Annotated in this window: 19 protein-coding genes and 1 pseudogene; 10 read left to right on the forward strand and 10 right to left on the reverse strand. The window is 48.0% G+C overall.

Annotation, left to right across the window (positions count from 1 at the left end; translation table 11 throughout):
- Nucleotides 1–55 precede the first annotated feature (55 nt).
- The 4 genes from F4X88_10095 to F4X88_10110 all read left to right on the forward strand — a co-directional run bounded on the left by F4X88_10095 (nt 56) and on the right by F4X88_10110 (nt 4953).
- The gene (locus F4X88_10095; GenBank protein MYA56636.1) at nt 56–1570 is read left to right on the forward strand and encodes a F0F1 ATP synthase subunit alpha; all 1515 of its coding nucleotides are present in this window, start codon (nt 56–58) and stop codon (nt 1568–1570) included.
- Between the two features lie 155 nt (nt 1571–1725).
- A complete protein-coding gene (atpG, locus tag F4X88_10100; GenBank protein MYA56637.1) occupies nt 1726–2604 on the forward strand; it encodes an ATP synthase F1 subunit gamma in 879 nt (292 codons plus the stop codon).
- A 266-nt stretch (nt 2605–2870) separates the two neighbouring features.
- Nucleotides 2871–4277, forward strand: coding sequence for a F0F1 ATP synthase subunit beta (gene atpD, locus F4X88_10105; protein ID MYA56638.1), 1407 nt, complete (start codon nt 2871–2873; stop codon nt 4275–4277).
- Between the two features lie 265 nt (nt 4278–4542).
- Nucleotides 4543–4953: a F0F1 ATP synthase subunit epsilon gene (locus F4X88_10110; protein ID MYA56639.1), complete on the forward strand. Its 411-nt coding sequence runs from the start codon at nt 4543–4545 to the stop codon at nt 4951–4953.
- A gap of 43 nt (nt 4954–4996) precedes the next feature.
- Here the strand turns inward: F4X88_10110 and F4X88_10115 are convergent, their stop codons facing one another.
- The 5 genes from F4X88_10115 to F4X88_10135 form a co-directional block, all read right to left on the reverse strand.
- A complete protein-coding gene (locus F4X88_10115; protein ID MYA56640.1) occupies nt 4997–5821 on the reverse strand; it encodes a phytanoyl-CoA dioxygenase family protein in 825 nt (274 codons plus the stop codon).
- 219 nt (nt 5822–6040) lie between these two features.
- Nucleotides 6041–6982 (reverse strand): phytanoyl-CoA dioxygenase family protein, encoded by a 942-nt coding sequence (locus F4X88_10120; protein ID MYA56641.1) that lies wholly within the window; start codon nt 6980–6982, stop codon nt 6041–6043.
- Between the two features lie 2 nt (nt 6983–6984).
- Complete coding sequence (locus F4X88_10125) at nt 6985–7968, reverse strand: aldo/keto reductase (GenBank protein MYA56642.1); 984 nt, start codon at nt 7966–7968, stop codon at nt 6985–6987.
- Between the two features lie 125 nt (nt 7969–8093).
- A complete protein-coding gene (locus F4X88_10130; protein MYA56643.1) occupies nt 8094–8924 on the reverse strand; it encodes a hypothetical protein in 831 nt (276 codons plus the stop codon).
- 39 nt (nt 8925–8963) lie between these two features.
- A complete protein-coding gene (locus F4X88_10135) occupies nt 8964–10034 on the reverse strand; it encodes a M42 family metallopeptidase (GenBank protein MYA56644.1) in 1071 nt (356 codons plus the stop codon).
- 247 nt (nt 10035–10281) lie between these two features.
- Here F4X88_10135 and F4X88_10140 point away from each other — a divergent pair, with 247 nt between their 5' ends.
- From F4X88_10140 to F4X88_10165, 6 genes and pseudogenes are all read left to right on the forward strand, one after another.
- A complete protein-coding gene (locus tag F4X88_10140; GenBank protein ID MYA56645.1) occupies nt 10282–10812 on the forward strand; it encodes a hypothetical protein in 531 nt (176 codons plus the stop codon).
- 52 nt (nt 10813–10864) lie between these two features.
- Nucleotides 10865–11140: a hypothetical protein gene (locus tag F4X88_10145; GenBank protein MYA56646.1), complete on the forward strand. Its 276-nt coding sequence runs from the start codon at nt 10865–10867 to the stop codon at nt 11138–11140.
- Nucleotides 11118–11498 carry a hypothetical protein gene (locus F4X88_10150; protein MYA56647.1) on the forward strand — a complete coding sequence of 127 codons (381 nt, stop codon included), beginning with the start codon at nt 11118–11120 and terminating at the stop codon, nt 11496–11498. The genes F4X88_10145 and F4X88_10150 overlap by 23 nt, the downstream gene beginning before the upstream one ends.
- 13 nt (nt 11499–11511) lie before the next feature.
- A pseudogene (locus tag F4X88_10155) lies at nt 11512–12652 on the forward strand (site-specific DNA-methyltransferase).
- A gap of 372 nt (nt 12653–13024) precedes the next feature.
- On the forward strand, nt 13025–13312 hold the full coding sequence (locus tag F4X88_10160) for a DUF3179 domain-containing protein (protein MYA56648.1): 288 nt from the start codon (nt 13025–13027) through the stop codon (nt 13310–13312).
- Nucleotides 13313–13330: 18 nt separating this feature from the next.
- Nucleotides 13331–14053: a DUF3179 domain-containing protein gene (locus F4X88_10165; GenBank protein MYA56649.1), complete on the forward strand. Its 723-nt coding sequence runs from the start codon at nt 13331–13333 to the stop codon at nt 14051–14053.
- A gap of 116 nt (nt 14054–14169) precedes the next feature.
- Here the strand turns inward: F4X88_10165 and F4X88_10170 are convergent, their stop codons facing one another.
- From F4X88_10170 to F4X88_10190, 5 genes are all read right to left on the reverse strand, one after another.
- Complete coding sequence (locus tag F4X88_10170) at nt 14170–14931, reverse strand: SDR family oxidoreductase (GenBank protein ID MYA56650.1); 762 nt, start codon at nt 14929–14931, stop codon at nt 14170–14172.
- A gap of 25 nt (nt 14932–14956) precedes the next feature.
- Complete coding sequence (locus tag F4X88_10175; protein ID MYA56651.1) at nt 14957–15625, reverse strand: type II toxin-antitoxin system VapC family toxin; 669 nt, start codon at nt 15623–15625, stop codon at nt 14957–14959.
- Between the two features lie 127 nt (nt 15626–15752).
- Entirely contained in the window at nt 15753–16577 is an 825-nt protein-coding gene (locus F4X88_10180; GenBank protein ID MYA56652.1) for a phytanoyl-CoA dioxygenase family protein, read from the reverse strand.
- An 18-nt stretch (nt 16578–16595) separates the two neighbouring features.
- A complete protein-coding gene (locus F4X88_10185) occupies nt 16596–17681 on the reverse strand; it encodes a hypothetical protein (protein ID MYA56653.1) in 1086 nt (361 codons plus the stop codon).
- 86 nt (nt 17682–17767) lie between these two features.
- Nucleotides 17768–18085, reverse strand: coding sequence for a hypothetical protein (locus F4X88_10190; GenBank protein MYA56654.1), 318 nt, complete (start codon nt 18083–18085; stop codon nt 17768–17770).
- Nucleotides 18086–18401: the final 316 nt, after the last annotated feature.

Below are 18401 nucleotides of genomic sequence, written 5' to 3' on the forward strand. Positions count from 1 at the left end.
GAGAGGAAATTGAACCTCTAATTCACCTGACCGAACCGCAAGGAATAATTAAAAAATGGCAAGAGAAGTCCGACCGGACGAAATATCAAATATCCTTAAACAGCAACTGCAACAGTTTGAACAGGACGTGGATGTCTATGACTCCGGCACTGTGTTGGAGGTAGGCGACGGCATTGCACGGGTGCATGGACTTGCCAACGCTATGGCAAGTGAAATGATCGAATTTCCGAATAACATCTACGGGATCGCTTTCAACCTTGAAGAAGACAACGTGGGATGCGTTCTGTTCGGAGAAGACCAACTCATACACGAAGGGGATACCGCCAAACGCACAGGACGACTTCCCGAAGTCCCCGTAGGCGAAGCACTCCTCGGACGGGTCGTCGACGCACTCGGTCAACCGATTGATGGTTTGGGTGACATCGAAACGGAACATCGACTTCCTGTCGAACAGAAGGGGCTGGGCATTGTTCAACGGCAACCCGTGAGCGAACCGCTTTACACAGGCTTAAAAGCGATTGACAGCTTGACACCCATTGGGAGAGGGCAACGTGAACTGATTATTGGTGACCGTCGAACCGGCAAGACCGCTATCGCTTTGGATACTATTTTGAGCCAGAAGGATACGGATGTCTACTGTATCTATGTTGCTATCGGTCAAAAAGGTTCCACTTTGGCACAAGTTGCAGCGACGCTTCGTGAACATAACGCCATGGAGTATACGACGATCGTCTCCGCCCCCGCAAGTGCACCGTCCCCGCTTCAGTATCTCGCACCCTATTCCGGGACCGCAATGGGTGAATACTTCAGGGACAACGGCAAACACGCCCTTATTATTTACGACGACCTAACAAAGCACGCCTGGGCATACCGACAAATGTCATTGCTCTCACGACGACCGCCCGGTCGAGAAGCCTATCCGGGGGATGTCTTCTACTTACACTCACGCCTCTTAGAACGCGCCGCAAAATTGAGCGATGAATTGGGCGGAGGTTCTCTCACTGCCCTACCGATTATTGAGATCTTTGAAGGCGATTTGACGACCTATATCCCTACAAACGTTATTTCCATCACCGATGGACAAATATATCTCACAACGGATCTGTTTAACCAAGGCGTGAGACCCGCGATTGATGTCGGGCTATCCGTTTCGCGAGTCGGTGGAGATGCACAAGTGAAAGCCATGAAAGCAGACGAGGTTGCAGGGACCCTTAAATTGGATCTCGCCAGTTTCCGGGAAGTTGCCGCCTTTGCGCAATTTGGATCGGATTTGGACGCATCAACGCAATCCTTGCTTTTACGTGGCACACGGCTCGTTGAATTGCTGAAACAACCGCAATATGAACCGATGCCTGTAGCGCGCGAAGTCGCCTCTATCTTCTGTGGCACTAACGGCTATCTCGACGATGTTGAGGAGACAGAAGTCGCAAGGTTTGAATCCGAATTTTTGCAATACCTTGACCGCAATCACGCCGAACTTCTCGCGGAAGTGGCAGAAACAGGGGTGTTGGGTGATGAACTCCTTGAGACCTTACACACTGCTGTGAAAACATTCAAGGAAAACTTTTAATTATACCTTGCGGATTTTTAATTTTACCTTGCGGTTCGGTCAGGTGGGTTGGAGAGATAACGTGTTTCCCCGTAGACCCGCCTGCGCCGATGTTGCAGGCTACGCGATTTGGGTTTAACGGAAACCTCTTAACTGAAAACTGAAAACTAAAAAAAATGGCAACTTTACGAGAAATTCGACGGCGTATCGCCAGCATTCAGAACATTGAGCAGGTCACCGATGCAATGCGCGTCGTGGCTGCTGCGCGGCTCCGCCGTGCCCAAGAAAATATTAATGCAACGCGTCCGTATGCCGATAAACTTAACACGATCTTAGGACACTTAATTTCACAGATGGATACTGAAAATCAGGCACTCACGCACCCGCTGCTTGAAACGCGTGAGGTGAAACATGTCTGTATTATTTCTGTCTCCGCAGACCGAGGGTTGTGTGGAAGTTTCAATAGTAACGTTATTCGGACAACGACACAACGCATGGAGCATTATCAAGAGAGTGGCGCGGATGTGACGCTTATCTGTATCGGCAGACGATCGCAGGAACATTTTAACCGGCGCGGTTACGACATCACCGATGCCTACGTCAACATTTTCCGTCAGCTTGAATTCCAAACCGCTGTTGACGTTGTTCACGAATTTGAACATCTGTATATTGATAAAAAGATCGATAAAGTCGAGGTTATCTACAATAATTTCAAGTCTGCTATTCTCCAGACTGTGCTTGTTGAGCAGCTGCTTCCATTGGAACCCGAAATACCAGAGGGTGATGAACTCTTTCTGGATTATATCTATGAGCCGGGACAAGGGGAACTCTTTGAAATGCTACTCGGCAAACACCTGAACATGCAAATGTGGAAAGTGCTTCTGGATTCCAACGCCGCGGAGCAAGCCGCGCGAATGGCAGCGATGGAAAATGCCACGCAGAAGGCAAAAGAGTTAATCGATGAACTTATTCTCCAACGCAACAGGGCACGTCAAACACAGATCACGACAGAAATTTCCGAGATTGTAAGTGGGGCAGCCGCACTCGAGGGGTAAAGGTTTTTAATTTATGGGACCTCTGGTCCAAGGTAAACCGCTCAAATTAGGCAGCCTGCAACAACGGCGCAGGTTTTTTAAATTATCGAGTTTCCGCCTTGGGCTTCGTTACGCTTACGCGCGGGTTCTCAGTCATTCACGGGTAGGCACAAGACCTACCCCTACAAATCGGAACCGTAGCTCGTAATGAAATGGAGAGCGGATATTCAGGAAAGCACGTCCCCGGCTCAAACGGACGTTGTTCTCCCGCAAGGAAAAATTAAAAAATGAACCAAGGAAAAATATTAGAAGTTGTCGGTGCGCGAGTTGACATAGATTTTTCGGAAGGCGAATTGCCAGATATCCTAAACGCTGTTAAAGTTCAACGTTATGATGGAAGTGAACTCGTCCTCGAAGTTCAGCAGCATTTAGGCGAAAATCGGGTGCGGGCAGTAGCAATGGATACAACGGACGGCTTAGTCCGCGGTGCCCTCGCAACCGATATTGGCGGGCCGATCACCGTCCCTGTTGGCGATGCTGTGCTCGGTAGAGTTTTCGATGTGACAGGACAACCTATTGATGAAAGAGGTGAGGTCGGTGAATCCGAGCGATACTCCATCCATAGACCACCTCCCGCGCAAGAGGAACTCAGCACAACTACCGACATGTTAGAAACCGGCATCAAAGTCATCGACCTGATTCAACCTGTTGTTCGAGGCGGAAAGGTCGGATTCCTCGGCGGTGCTGGCGTGGGTAAGACGGTGCTGGTTGCCGAACTGATTTACAACATCGCGACACAACACGGGGGTTACTCCGTCTTCTGTGGCGTTGGTGAACGGACACGCGAAGGCAATCAGTTCTGGCTTGAACTTGATGAATACGGTGTGATTGATAAAACGGCGATGGTGTTCGGACAGATGAATGAGCCCCCGGGCGCACGCCTCCGCGTCGGACTTGCCGGACTGTCTATGGCAGAATACTTCCGTGACCAGCAAGGGCAAGACGTTCTCATCTTTATCGACAACGTCTTCCGCTACACACTCGCAGGCGGTGAAGTCTCAGCACTTCTCGGACGGATGCCTTCCGCTGTCGGCTACCAACCGACATTGGCAACCGAGATGGGTGAATTGCAGGAACGGATTACTTCCACACAACACGGGTCTATCACCTCATTCCAAGCCGTTTATGTTCCCGCTGATGACTATACCGATCCGGCTGTCGTTTCTGTTTTCGCACACCTTGACGCTGTGACGAGATTGGAACGGACGATCGTCCAGAAAGGGAGATACCCCGCAGTGGATCCACTGACATCCAGTTCGCGTATCTTATCAGAGGACATTATCGGTGAAGAACATTATCAGACCGCCTTTAGAGTCAAGCAGGTCTTACAGGAATATGGCGATCTGCAAGACATTATCGCTATTCTCGGGGTAGATGAACTCTCAGATGAACAGAAACTGGTCGTCAATAGGGCACGGAAGATCGAGATGTTCCTGACGCAGCCGATGTTTGTTGCAGAACGTTTCACTGGAACCCCAGGTAAATATGTCAAAATTGAGGATACCGTCCAAGGGTGCCAGGCGATTCTGAACGGCGATTGCGACGAACTGCCCGAGCAGTCACTCCGCTATATCGGGACGATTGACGAGGCATTTGAACAGGCGAAAAGCGCAGACTTAGAAGCAGCAGACTAATGGCTATCAGTTAAGAGGGAAACCTCCTAACTGATAACCGGAAACTATACTACTGATAGTGAATTTTAGGATTAACCTGACCTATTTGTAGCACAAACTTTTAGTTTGTGTCCCCGCTGCGCAACTCACAGTTAGCACGACAATCGTGTAAAAGTAATTATAGGCTTTAGTATAAAAGGCGTGCATGTTCTTAATTGCCTTGGGATTAACCAAAAACCATCGTGAAATATAGTGCAACGATGCTCAGAGGCACATAATTAAAAATATGTTAAATAGAAGTTTTCATCTTGAAATTCGGACACCCGAACAGTCGGTTTATGAAGGGGATGTGACGAGCGTGAGTGCCCCAGGCGTTGAGGGCAATTTTCAGATTCTCGCCGGACACATTCCGTTCCTTACTGCGTTGGAGGTCGGTGAGATCCGTATTCGTGAATCATCGGACACACCGCAATTAATGGCGACGAGCGGCGGTGTCTTCGAGGTGCTCCGCACAGGTGTCACTGTCTTAGTTGAGACAGCGGAATGGGCATCAGAGATCGATGTAGAACGTGCTGAAAGCGCGCTCGAACGCGCCCAAACGCAACTCACGACAAATGCCCCTGACCTGAACCGCCCGCGTGCGGAAGCGGCACTCGAACGCGCCCAGAACCGAATCAAAGTCGCAAGTAATTTGTAGTTGAAGAGTTCCTATAGGCGCGTTTCGACGCGCCGAATCCTGCCTAAACCGTCAGCGTAATCGCATCCTGTTTCACGATCTCCTTGATGTGTCCATATCCCGCAGATTCAACCAATTCTAATGTCTCCGGGGATAATCTATCGAGAATGGGCTGTGGAAGGTTATGTCTACCCGTGTATTGTGGGAAATACCGCAGGACGAGGAAGCGACGATCTCGATCCTTCGGCTTCCAACGCAATACACCGTGCGTTAGTAATTCCGAAATAATTACAATATCGCCCGCCTTGGGTGTGATATTGAGGAATACGGGATCGTCAAGCGGATCAATACCATCTTCTTCATCGAGTATCAGTAACTGCTCCGGTCGCTTAAACTCGCTCTTATGCGAGCCGGGAATCACGATGAGGCCCCCATCGCCTGGATAGACATCCGTAAAATAGGGAAAACAGACAAAGTTATCGCAGTAGATATGTCCGTTATCGACCGCGTAACGCGTGCTATACCACCCGTAATCGTCACGCGCACAGTGCAATCCGCCTGGATTCATTTGCGCCCGCTCTCCGGCTTCCCACATATCGTGCCTATCGTGCTTCAAGGAACCCCTACCGAATCGTGGCTGATTGTCTGTTAATTCTTTAATAATCGGCCATATCGCTTTATGCACCGTTAAACGTTCAAGCGATTTATCGAAGGCGAACCCATGCTGATGCAGCCCCTGTATCTCAAAGCCCGGAGGCAGTTCATCGGGAGAGGTTGTGATATATCTATCAACCGCCTCAGCGGCTTCCGCCAACGCATCGCCGGTGATAACGTTTTCCAAATGGAGATATCCGGTTACATCAAACAGATAGCGTTGTTTCGGTGTCATTTTTTAATTTTTCCTTGCGGTTCGGTTAGGTGGATTGGTGGTTTTGGCGTTCCTCTCCGTAGACCCGCTTTCCACTTCGTTCCAAGCTACGCGCTATTTTATAGTAGATTTTGAAAATAAGTTTACACTTCTGCCCCCGGTAGGCGAGGTTTCCTAACCTCGCCGATGCAAAAAAGTGTAAAGGTAATTACGGGTTTTACTATAACTGCTGACGGCTTTTTATAATGCCATGTCGAACTTTGTGCCGGTTACGTTGCCCTTTACGTAAGCTTCACGAAAGAGCGTCTGGCGTTTCGGAGGCATTTCATCAAGCAGTGCCTGTGGAGGCTTTGAGAGGCTCCATCGCTTATCCACAGAGTTATAAGCGTTGAAGACGGCGACTCGGTCGGTGTCCGGGTTTAGCCACGGCTGCCCGCTATGCGTGAGCGCTTCCGTGAAGATGATGACAGAGCCAGCAGGACAAGAATAGGTGTCCCAGAACTCCCAATCTTGTGTGTGGGCACCCTCTGGTGCGGTATAAGCCGCTTTGTGGCTTCCCGTAATAAACATCGTGCCGCCGTCACTTTTCTCCACGGGGTTGAGCTCCCAGACGACGCGCGTCAAACCACTGTAAGCCTGACCCGGAAGGCATGAATACTGATGGCAGTCTCCCGGCATTCGCCATAAACCATTGCCGTTATGGGCATGGAATTTGAAAGGCGTTTCGTCCGTTGTGGAACGCAATGCCAAAAAACTCATCTCCATACGGAACCCGTAACAGGTGTCCGATGCGAGATAGGACGAGGCGAGAAATTCGTTTCCGAACGCCACGATGACCGGATGGTCTGTCAGTTTTTCCAAAGGACCCCCGTAAGTCGAGCGGTGATGTTGGGGAATTGTTTCAGGGTCGTGCTTTAAGCGGTAACAGAAATCGCGCATCTCCTCGATCTCCGATTCCGTCAGTACCCCTGGAACCAAAAGCCATCCATTCTTATCAAACAGGTATTTCTGTTCCTGCGTTAAAGGAACAACTGGTTTGCCATCGGCGTTTGTTTGCGTAAGATCGGCGGGGACTGTTCCCAACGGACTGCCTAAGTCTTTGTTAAATTTACCTAACTGTTCCACTATAAATTCCTCCCTCTCTAACTGCCTGCAAGGACAGAATGCCCTGTGCGGATGCAAGACTAATGAATCTTTGCCCCTGTGAAATAGTCTGGGTTTGCTCCCATTTTTTCTAAAAGTGGAGCGGTGATTGCGTCAAGACTCTCAATCACATCAGCAGATGGCGTGTATTCGATGACGTGCAGGTTTTGCGTCAGTTCATTTATGTTTCGAGTACCGACAAGCATGCACGTGATACCGGGACGTGCCATCGCCCACGCAATCGCCAGTCGGGCCATCGGGACCTGTTCAGCCTCCGCGATGTGTCGGATAGCCTCTAAAGTCTCAAACATTTCTTCCTCGGCACCTTCTTCGCCGTGCGACGCCTGTTCTCGGTCATCTCGGAAATGACGGAAGCGAGAATGCACCGATGGGATCTCGTCTGCGCTCTTATACTGCCCCGTCAAAATCCCTTGTAGCAGTGGCATATATCCCAAAATCCCGACGTTCTGCTCTCGGCACAACGGAAGTAATTCCGGTTCTATTGCCCGTGAGAGTAAATTATAGCAGAGTTGGTTCACGGCGATGGTCGCCCCTGTGTTAAGAGCCGCTGTGAGTTGTTCCACGCCGAAGTTGCTTACGCCGATGGCACGGATAAGCCCATCTTCTTGTAGGCGCGTGAGTTCAGCCATACTTTCTTCAATGGCAATCTCATCGTCGGGCCAATGAATCATATAGATGTCAACATAATCGGTTTGCAATCGTTGAAGACTTGCTTCGCAGTGTTCACGTATCGTGGCGGGATCTGGTCTGCTGACCTTTGTGCCGATAACCGCCTCGTGCCGTCTGTCCTTAAGTGCGACAGCGAGTGCCTCCTCGCTGCGTCCGTTGTTATATCCCTCTGCCGTATCGAAAAAGTTAATGCCAGCATCCAATGCTGCGTTGGCAACAGCCGTAACGTCTGATTGTGCCTGTGGTCCCCAATAGTCGCCGCCACCATAAGACCAGCATCCAATGCCCATCGTTGAGATTCCAATTCCAGATTTTCCACACGTCCGCATCTCCATTTTTCAGCCTCCATTTTTTAAATTATTCCTTGCGGATAAGTTTCATTTGTTTGAAACTGAAGAGTTTTCGTGTGCGAGTCGCTTTCCATTTCATTTCAAGCTCGGTTTTTGATGAGGCTTGATAGCTATTCTGCACAGAGTTCGGTGACCAACTGCGCGTTCTGACCGATCTGATCCCCGAATTGTTGATACATCCCGAGTAAAAGCGGATCAATCGGTTTGGTGTTTTCTATCGCGAATTTCACCTCTTCCCGAATCTGATTTGGGTTTCCGATGGTCCTCCCCGCGGCAAGCACTTTGAAAATAAGACACGGCTTTTCAGTCCGTTGTATCGCTTTGCACATTTCGTCGCGATCCTCGCGCGCGTAGATTTCCCCCAGAGGCGCGTAGCCGAATTTCTCCCTGAACTTGTCAGCACCCCCGTGCAGGTTATAAAGCCCGGTCATATAATAGTCTATATCCCAATCCTCGTCTTCAGCGATATGTAGAAGCTTCGGATCATGCACAGACAACCCAACGAGAACACCGGTATCCCGTACCCGTTTGAGGATGTCTTGCAAGTGGTCGAGTCTGTTTTCGCGTAGACATCTGTGACCAACGCCACCACCGTGCGGTGCCATGCCGAATGGATCGTGCTTTGCCGCTTCAAAGACAGCGTCCGGTTCCTCATACCAAAGTCCACCTGGACTGAGACAGAACCAGTTCAGTGTACCCCCTTCATCTCGGTACCGCTGCAAGTCAGAGAGCGAGCGTTCCGTCAGGCTATTCTGCCACGCATTGAGTCCAGCCTCTTCTGCCCTTTTGAGCGTCGCTACGACCCGTTCGGGGGTGTGATATTCCTGTTGATGCTGCGAAAGCAGTTGGTTAAAGTGAGAATAGCCATAGATTGGATTATCCCCAATTATCAACTTACTGATTTGATGATTACAAAACGAGACTTTCGGTAGAGTTGCCACTGTTTATCCTCCAAGCAAGAAACACACTATAAAATGTGTCTAACCGAACAGAAATCCTTCCAAAGTAGATGCGTCAATTTCACGCGCAAGGTGCATCGTCAAGTCCAACGCTGCGGTGTAGTCATCAATGTTAATGATCGAAACATGGCTGTGGATATAACGCGACGGCACGCCGAGCACAACGGACGGCACGCCTCTGCCGGATTGATGAATTGCGCCACCATCCGTCCCACCGGATTGACGCACCCCAAGTTGATACGGTATTTCATGTTTCTTTGCTGTCTCAATCGCAAAATCCGCCAACTTCGGATTGACAATCATTGAAGAATCAATTATCCGAATTTGGACACCCCCGCCGAGTTTTCCTTGTGTCGCACCGACGCTTAATCCTGGTGTATCATCAGCGGGAGGACCTTCAAGCACAATTGCGAGATCGGGTTCCACACTTGCCGCGACCGTCCTTGCACCTCTCAGTCCTACCTCTTCTTGCACACTTCCTGCTCCGATGACGGTGTTTGGGTGTTCATCAAGTTTCAAAAGTGCCTCAATCACGATCGCAACGCCGACGCGATTATCGAACGCTTTGGCAGAGAACAATTTATCATTTTTCAGCGGTATAAAGGGTCCGTAGGGTGCAATTGGGCATCCCGGTAATACACCAAATTCCTCAGCCGCCTGTTCTTCGCTCTCTGCCCCGATGTCAATAAAAAGGTCTTTCATGTCTAAGACTTTATCGCGCGAGCCTGAGAGCAGATGCGGCGGTGTGGAGCCGACCACGCCCGGCACTTTACCCAACTTCGTTGTAATCGTGACGCGTTGTGCTAAGAGTGTATGTGCCCACCATCCACCGAGCGGTAGAAACTTGACGAACCCGTCATCTGTGACGCTTTGCACCACAAAACCGATCTCGTCTAAATGTGAATCCAGCAGAATACGCGGAGATTCGGCATTTCCAGCCCGCGTGCAGAAGATACTTCCCAATCTGTCCGTCCCAATTGGACCCACACTGGAAACAGCATCACGAAAAATCTCGCGGACTTCTGTTTCGTAACCGGGGATTCCATCTGCTTGTGTCAATGATTTAAGGAGTTCAATTGATGTTTCGTTCATCTTTGCGTTCCTTTAGTAATTGTGCTATAATTTGGAAGCATTATAACACAGTTGATGTTTTGGGACAACTTTTAAGCGAGACTCTTGGCGAATGATCTATATTGACTCTAATTTGACAGCAGTTGATGAGCATGCTATACTAAGCTTGGTTACCAGAGAAGCCTCGTTCATAAATAACTGTCAACAAAGCACCTAGACAGTTATACCTCAAAATCTACCCAGAACTAATGGTTAAGGACAGAAGTCAATGGCAAAAACAGGCACGCAGGATTCCAACTACGACTGGGCGCAAAAACACATTGCTGATTTTGAACGCTATCTTACGGAACAATGCCAGCCCTACTTTGAGGAAGTTGCTGCTGAAGATTCTTCTAAGTTTATGGCACCGATGTGGTGGAGTGTCGGATATGTTATCCTACGCGGCATGGCAGATAATCAATCCATTTCCGCTGACGACACCGATACGCTCATTGATAGATCTATGCTACTCTTGGAACTTTTAACCTATAGTCAACACCCTGTCTTTCATGAAATACGAAAAAGGTTCGTACTTCCAATGGCACAAGCGTTGAATATTGACAAAGACAATGATGGTATCAACCAACATATTCTTAAGAGTGTAGCATTCATTGTCTTTAGCCTCCAAGATGGAGAAACCTTGACAGTTCCAGACTTAACCGGTCCCCATGGAATCACACTTAAAAGGGAAAGAGACTCTAACGTACGCACCGCATCTGCAACCGAAGACAAACAAGCACAAAGGGTTTCCTCACCCTAGACCATTAAATACCCTTTATCTATCGGTAAAATATAAAATCCTAAGAGATATCTTGAAACAAAAGTTTTCGCTCTTCCTTAACTCACTAATTGAACTCTTTCTTGAAGCACTTTATCTTGCTGCTTACATTCTTATAGGTTTCTTTCTATCCAACCTAATCAAGTGGACTATCGGCGAAAAATGGTCTGAAGTTGCCGAGGTTATTAAACACGGTACTTTAATTATTATTAGTGTGATTGGTGCAATTCGATTTATTGCCAGAACTGTAGTTAAAACTTACAAAGATCTGAATAAGGAAATAAAAGATGAACACGATGAAAGTTATTAAAGAAAAAACTCTTTGGCTAATTGGAGCAGTATTGATAACAATTCCTCTGATGGCGTGTTATCCAATCCTGCTATATCTCGGATTGTCTGTAAAGATCGCGACAATTACCACAGCCTGTCTATCGGGTGTTGCATACATTTTATTGATTACCCGCATTGAACCATTTTTACGCAAAATTCTACCTTTCATTCAGACCAAAGTACCAGACGAATTTTCAGCAGTTGTACTCAAACGTGGAGGCACGGGGATCCAAATTGTAAAAGGCCCAAACTCATACCTTAGTGATAACAAATTGGATGTCATCTTTTCAAATACTAATGTTGCGAGAGACCTTAGAGGCAACTGGATTCATTCATAAAGGTGAAATGTCAATGACGAAAACTATTGATAAGGTCCAAAGAACAACAACAACTCCCAATGAGGAGCGGCTCAATCAACTTAAACAGCTCTTCCCCGAATGCCTGACCGAAGGTGAAGTGGATGCCCTAAAGGTTATGGAACAACTTAACATTTGTAAAGCGGGAGGGGGCGGGGGTAGGTAATGATGTCGATTCAGATGTCCATGAAGAGCGATATCGCTTTACATGGGCAGGTAAGCGCGATGCTATTCGCATCCTTAACATACCCACCGAGGCTACACTAAAGCCCTGCCGTGACGAATCCCTCCATTTTGACACCTCCCAAAACCTCTTTATTGAGGGAGATAACCTTGAGGTTCTCAAGCTTCTCTATAAGCCCTATTTTGGTCGGGTCAAAGCCATTTATATCAATCCGCCCTATAATACCGGTGGCGACTTCATTTATCCCGATAACTATACAAATCCTCTGGACACCTATCTCCAATTGACTGAGCAAGTTGATTCCGAAGGCAATTTGCAAACAAGTAATCCGGAAACGAGTGGACGCTACCATTCTACGTGGCTGTCTATGATGTATCCACGTCTCTTTTTGGCACGTCAACTGCTCACCGAAGACGGCATCATCTTTGTCAGCATTGATGATCATGAGGTCTATAATCTCCACCTGGTGATGAATGAGATTTTTGGGGAAGAGAATTGTTTGCAACAGCTGATATGGCAGCGGCACGCAGGCGGTGCTAACGATGCTAAGCACTTTGCTACCGATCATGAATATATCCTCACCTATGCGAGAAATCTTCAGACAATTGATAGACTCAGATGTCCACTAACTGAAAAAGAAAAAACAAGTTACAAACTGGAAGACGAGTATTTTGAAACGCGAGGCCCTTATAAAACCAGTGTTTTCTTAACCATGCGTCCGGATAATCCGGCACCTGGATTACGATATGAAATTGAGTGTCCTGACGGTACAAAAGTTTACAACGAATGGAAGCAAAAAGTGCTTCACATCTGCTTAGATACGAAACTCAAGGAAACAGATATAGAACTTTTGAACTTATCAAAAGATGCTGTGTTTATTTGTCGTGATGTTGCGTTAAATGATACACTTGCAGCGAATCTTGCTTTGCAATGCCGCCTCAAAACAATCTAATACCATTTCTGAAGGATCTTTTCTCATTAACGAAAACCGACTCGTAGGGGCGAGGTACCCTCGCCCGTCTAATCCGTCCGAATCCTCATAGCATTTCAAAATCTCTAAAATGCGAATTTATTTTTCAGATTTGGTCAGGACTTACGCAATTTTGACCTATGCTACAGGAGAGCAACCTGCGTAAGTCCTAGTCCCCATTCTTTGTGGGCATCGGAATCGTGAGAATACGAGGCAAATACTTTCGGCGGTTCCATCGTTTTCCTTTTCCAGCAATTTTACGTTGTTTTTCTGGCGTTTATTGGGATATAATTCTATATTAATTGGACAAGAATATTATCACAAATTTATACCCAAAAAAACAAGGAAAATATCATGAAAAACTACATACTCATTCTCATACTGCTACTTGCCGCCACCGCCTGTGTAAGTGCCGAAGATTATAGCAACGACGCAATCCGAACCTTATTGCCTTTCGATGCCATTCCTGCTATCACTGATCCGCAATTCGTGTCAGCCAGTGATGCGAAATTAAACGCGGATGCCCCCGTCATTGGCGTAACCTTCAACGACGAAAGCCGTGCCTATTCGCTCTATCTGCTGAACGGACACGAAATCGTCAACGATGTTGTCGGCGGACTGAAAATCGCCACGACGTGGTGACCGCTCTGTAAAACGGCTATCGTGTATAGTCGGGAACTTGACGGGAAGACCTATACGTTTGGTGTGAGCGGGAAATTGTGGCGAGATGCACTGTTGATGTATGACCACCAGACCCGTTCCCTCTGGTCACATATCACCGGGGAGGCGATAAAGGGACCCCTCACAGGTAAGCGATTGAAACCACTCGCCTCTATGCCACAGATCGCTTGGAAAGCATGGCAGCTAAATTATCCGAACACGCGCGTGCTGTCTGTGCCAACCAGAGATGGGATGCGCGAGAACCGCCGTCAGGATGTCTACGCGGATTATCACGCCAGTCAGCGCGCAGGTGTCAGCGGGATGGACTACACCGATAATCGGTTACCGAATAAATCCCTCGTCATCGGCGTTCAGGTACAAACAAAGGATGGCAACACGCAATTTCGGGCGTATCCGTTGACACACTTTACGGAAACTGCCGTTATCAACGATACACTCGGCGGGGTCCCGCTCCTTATCTTTCATGACAAAAAATCTTTCGCGACAGCGGTCTTCAGGCGGAATGTAGCGGGGGACGCGTGGACCTTTAGCCACCAGGATCGATACTTTGTAGAGGATAACACAGGGACGCGTTGGAATCTCGTTACAGGTGAAGCAATATCGGGTAAAGATGGGGGCAAGCGTTTAGAGCGACTGCCTGCTGTCAATATCTATTGGTTCGCGTGGGCGCGCTACTATCCCGAAACCTCGATCTATCGGTAACTATCGTAGATTTCACAGTTGACCGTGAAACTTCAATTGGCGCGCTTACAAAGCGCGCCTACCGGTAGATACCTATAGTTTTTATATTTTACCATAATCTGGCAACCCCAAAGACTTTAATCGTCCAGTTCGACGATTTCACCTGTCATGTTGCGGTGCATCGTTGGGCGAATGACTAATTCCGGGATGTTGCTCCGTTGTGGCAGCGTCGCAATCAGGAGAATCGCCGCTGAGGTCTCGTCGACATCTACCATTGTCTCGCGTGCGGCAGCGTCTGGCGGAATCGGACGTTTGTCCAGAATCGGTGTTGCCACTTCACCGGGCACAACGACGCTCGCTCGGATACCTGTGTTCCGCAAATCGGCGTTGAGGAATTCCGTGAAATTGATAACCGCTGCTTTCGCTGCGCCGTAGGCGAATCCGCTAAACGGACCCGGAGTGACCGCCGCCAGCGACGAGATATTGATAATCGTCCCTGATTTCGCTGCCAGCATCGCCGGCACAACCGCTTTGGTGCAGAAAAATGTGCCGATCAGATTGGAATCGATCACCGAACGCATCTCCTCGGGCGGCGTATTGAGGAGTCGTCGATGCTGTGAACTGTGTCCGGCGTTGTTCACAAGCACATCAATCCGTCCGAACTTATCAAGCACATCGGTAGCCATCTGCTCAACAGCCTCGTAGTCAGCGACATCCAGGGCGTAACTCACCGCTGTCCCGCCCGCTGCCGCAACTTCAGCTTTAACAGATTCTAACTTCGATTCTGTTCTACCGTTAATGACAACCGTCGCACCCTCTTGTGCCATTGCGAGGGCGGCGCCGCGACCTATACCGCTGCCACCCCCCGTAATAATACAAACATTTCCTTCTAAACGCATTCTTCACCTCCGGTTGACAAAGACTTCAATCGTTCCGTTCTGTGTCGCGTAGTTCTTGAATTCCCTTCAGGATCGTATCAAGATCAAGGCTATCCACCCAGTGGTGCCGATCAATGGAATAATCGCCTTTACCATCCTTGTGTTGGAAAATTTTAGCCAAAAGTGCGCGCAATTCGATGTCCTCACACTGATTTTCTTCCATACTTACTTCTCGGCTTTCGCGTACACTCATTAGGAGCACCTCCTGTAACCATATATGTGGGTTTTCAACACGAATGCGAAGTTGAAAATGATAATTTTTCGCCCTTCTGAGCATCCGCCTATCCGTTGTCAACAGAATATCGGCATTGGCGTTTTCCGCACAAGCAATATGCAAGGCATCTAACGGCTTAAACCCGAATGACTCGAGTTGTTCACTTCTCAATTCTTCCCTTGTCCCTACTAAAACATACTGGTGTGCATTACGGAGCAGTTTCTTTATATCTTCGCGTTGTGTCAAATTAGGGTTTCTGTTGACTTCAAAAACGATTACCTCGCTTGTAATCCAATGCCATTGTCGGATCTGAAGATAATCAAGAATTGTCTCAATAGCCGAAATTTCACGAAAAATCTGAGGTTGTCTCTTATCATCATAGGGGCGACTGTAACAACAAGTATCCAGATAAACTTTCAGGCTTTGTAAATAGGTTTGCAATTGCCCTTCCTATGCTGTGGAGATTCACGCTTTACTATAAATTATGAGACTGCATTATAAAAATATATCATATCAAATTAACAAAAGCAAAGAAAACCTGCAACGTTGCCCAAAAACGATTTACAATCTATTTTGGTAAGACGGGTTTCACTGCTGCTTTCACCTCTTTTGACAGCGATTCTAATTCATATTGTGCATCCGATATTTTATCGCGATGTTCGTCAAGAGGATATCCACCCTTTCCAGTTTCATTGAAATAAGCACTCAATTGATAGCGTTGAAAGATATTCATCCGCGGGTAATCCTCTGTCCATGGACTCGCATCGTGGAGCAAATTCGTCGAGAAGATCGCCACATCACCCGCTTCCATCGGTAACGTAATTGAGGTCGGTGGATCGTGCTTCACGGGTAGGTTCTCTGGGGTCTGAAACAGAGATTTATGACTGCCAGGAACGAGACAAAAGCCTGTTCCCGGTGGCACATCTACGAGCGCAACCCACGTCGCAATATGGCTGCAATAGATGTGTCCCGCGGCGGCTTGATAATCGTTGTGTGGATTGCGGAACCCTGGTGGGAATTTGAATCCGCTGTCGTCACGGTGAAAGTGTTGCGGAGCATCGTGCTTCGTCATCATCGTAAAATTGCAGTGAAATAGACGTGGAGCATTCATTGTCAACCCCGCTACGACTCGCATGATGTCAGGATTCATCGCAAGGTCTTCAAAGAGACGATGTCCGTACTGGATGTGTCCGATGTGTGTTTTGCAAGGCTCCTGTCGCCCGCGGTCCAACGGCGGCGGGATGTCGGTTTCATCAATTGTCAACCAATGCCGAAGCACATCTAACATCTCTGCAATTGCGTCTTTTGGGATAACGTTCCGTAAGACGAGAAATCCGTGTAAATCGAAATACCACTTCTCCGCTTCTGTCAAAGTGGAATGGATGGTATGCATTAATTTTCTCCGCAATTTTTACTTGTCGGTCTGCTTGAGTTCCCCCCAGAGCGTCATCAGTTTCTCCGCACTCGGTGATACAGAGAGAAACCCCTCTGGCACCCATGCAGGAGACACATCGATTCCCGCTTCCTTTACAAGCGGTGTTCCACGCTCGTTACCCTTTGTGTCAATGATATAGATGTCAGCGGTTTGCCGGAGTATTGTCTCTGAATAAACGTAGGCAATTCGTTTGCCGTCAGGAGACCATGCGGGGGAATAGATCTCTGGAAGCGGAAGACGTGGCAGGGGGACGTTCACAGGTTTCTGTTTTTCTCCTTTCAGCGGTTTTACTATGGGATTGCCTTGCGTAAGTTGGCGGAAGTTTTCTCCATCCACGTCAATCACGCAGAGGTGATAGCGCCCGGCTTGAAGGACATAGAGACTAAAAGCGATCTGTTTTCCATCAGGAGACCAAGCACATCTACTTGTAAATAAACCTCTGTTTCTGTCAGCAACCCGTCTCAGCCTTTTTCCATTGGCATTCATTACATAGAGACCGTTCCTCATACCCACTTTATCGTGGGATAAAGAGACAAAGGCGATCTGTTTTCCATCCGGTGACCAGGCAGGTCGCCCGTAGTATCCAGGCTCTGTTAACGCTATAGGATGTGCCCCGTTAACATCCGTTTTGTAGATGTGAGACCTTCCAGCATCACCAGCAACATAGGCAATCCACTTTCCATCCGGGGACCACGCCGGGTACAATTCTCCCTCGTGGTGGTCTGTGAGCCGCCGATGTTCCCGGGTCTTTGTGTCCATGATATAAGTCTTGAGCTTTTCATCTCTATTGGAGGTATATGCCAAGAAATGCCCATCTGGGGACCATGTCAGATCCGGCGGCCACGGCAGTCCACTATTATTCTTGGGGATCAGGTCTGTTGTGAGTCTACGAAGTCCCTCTCCACTGCTATTCATAATATAAATATCTAAATTCCCCGATCGATTGGAAGCAAAGGATATCCGATCACTTCCCGCAGCGTCTGCCCAGTTAGTTATGAACAGCAGACCTCCACTTAGCAATAACACCGTCCCTAATACTACATAACTCCGTGTGCATTTCATGACAATGCGTTCCTCCTATTGTTAAGAGTATAGATTAGCAGAATTCGGCAAAATTTTCAAGGTTTCCCTTTGATGCTATAGGGTCATTACTCCACTCCCAGAAATTGTTTGAAGCCAGAGGCTTTCAGATGTTTCAGTTGTAGTAGGGATTGATGCGTAGTTTCATCTGGCCATAGGTAAAGACACGCCTCCGTATGCGCTATCGCTTCATTAATTGTTGTAGGAAGATGTTTTGGCTTGTTATCAAATGCTATAATAACCTGCTGTGCTACTGCGTCTGGTGCTGCCAGTGTCACTGCGGTTGTGGAGCAGCCGTGCCAGCGATACAGCTGCGCCCCTATGACCAGCACAAAGAAAGTTACACCTGCAAAGATCATTCGGTCTAAAAGAACGTCACGGAACATATTTCACCTCCAAATACGAATTGACTACACCCCTTTAAGCAAGTTTCGTGCCAATAGGCTGAAAAATAGCAGTTTCTGCGCCAAAATCGCTAAGATTCCAAAGGTGTTTTCACAAGAGAACGTCCCTGAAACCCCCATATCCACACGGTTTATCCGTTTCCAAGCAGAAGCCTTGACTTCCAATTTAAAAGTTTGTTTCCTAAAAAAATCAATGCCTTCAGAATCCGTGTTCTGTTTACGACCCGCAAAAATTGTATGTCAACCCGCAAAAATTGTATGTCAACCCGCAAAAATTGTATGTCAACCCGCAAAAATT

It is taken from the genome of Candidatus Poribacteria bacterium, assembly GCA_009839745.1.
Taxonomy (GTDB): Bacteria; Poribacteria; WGA-4E; order WGA-4E; family WGA-3G; genus WGA-3G.

Bases quoted from the DNA above. Each gene is read 5' to 3' on its own strand.
- F4X88_10095 (MYA56636.1), top strand. From the start codon at position 56: ATGGCAAGAGAAGTCCGACCGGACGAAATATCAAATATCCTTAAACAG.
- atpG (MYA56637.1), top strand. From the start codon at position 1,726: ATGGCAACTTTACGAGAAATTCGACGGCGTATCGCCAGCATTCAGAAC.
- atpD (MYA56638.1), top strand. From the start codon at position 2,871: ATGAACCAAGGAAAAATATTAGAAGTTGTCGGTGCGCGAGTTGACATA.
- F4X88_10110 (MYA56639.1), top strand. From the start codon at position 4,543: ATGTTAAATAGAAGTTTTCATCTTGAAATTCGGACACCCGAACAGTCG.
- F4X88_10115 (MYA56640.1), bottom strand. From the start codon at position 5,821: ATGACACCGAAACAACGCTATCTGTTTGATGTAACCGGATATCTCCAT.
- F4X88_10125 (MYA56642.1), bottom strand. From the start codon at position 7,968: ATGGAGATGCGGACGTGTGGAAAATCTGGAATTGGAATCTCAACGATG.
- F4X88_10135 (MYA56644.1), bottom strand. From the start codon at position 10,034: ATGAACGAAACATCAATTGAACTCCTTAAATCATTGACACAAGCAGAT.
- F4X88_10140 (MYA56645.1), top strand. From the start codon at position 10,282: ATGGCAAAAACAGGCACGCAGGATTCCAACTACGACTGGGCGCAAAAA.
- F4X88_10150 (MYA56647.1), top strand. From the start codon at position 11,118: ATGAACACGATGAAAGTTATTAAAGAAAAAACTCTTTGGCTAATTGGA.
- F4X88_10160 (MYA56648.1), top strand. From the start codon at position 13,025: ATGAAAAACTACATACTCATTCTCATACTGCTACTTGCCGCCACCGCC.
- F4X88_10170 (MYA56650.1), bottom strand. From the start codon at position 14,931: ATGCGTTTAGAAGGAAATGTTTGTATTATTACGGGGGGTGGCAGCGGT.
- F4X88_10180 (MYA56652.1), bottom strand. From the start codon at position 16,577: ATGCATACCATCCATTCCACTTTGACAGAAGCGGAGAAGTGGTATTTC.
- F4X88_10185 (MYA56653.1), bottom strand. From the start codon at position 17,681: ATGAAATGCACACGGAGTTATGTAGTATTAGGGACGGTGTTATTGCTA.
- F4X88_10190 (MYA56654.1), bottom strand. From the start codon at position 18,085: ATGTTCCGTGACGTTCTTTTAGACCGAATGATCTTTGCAGGTGTAACT.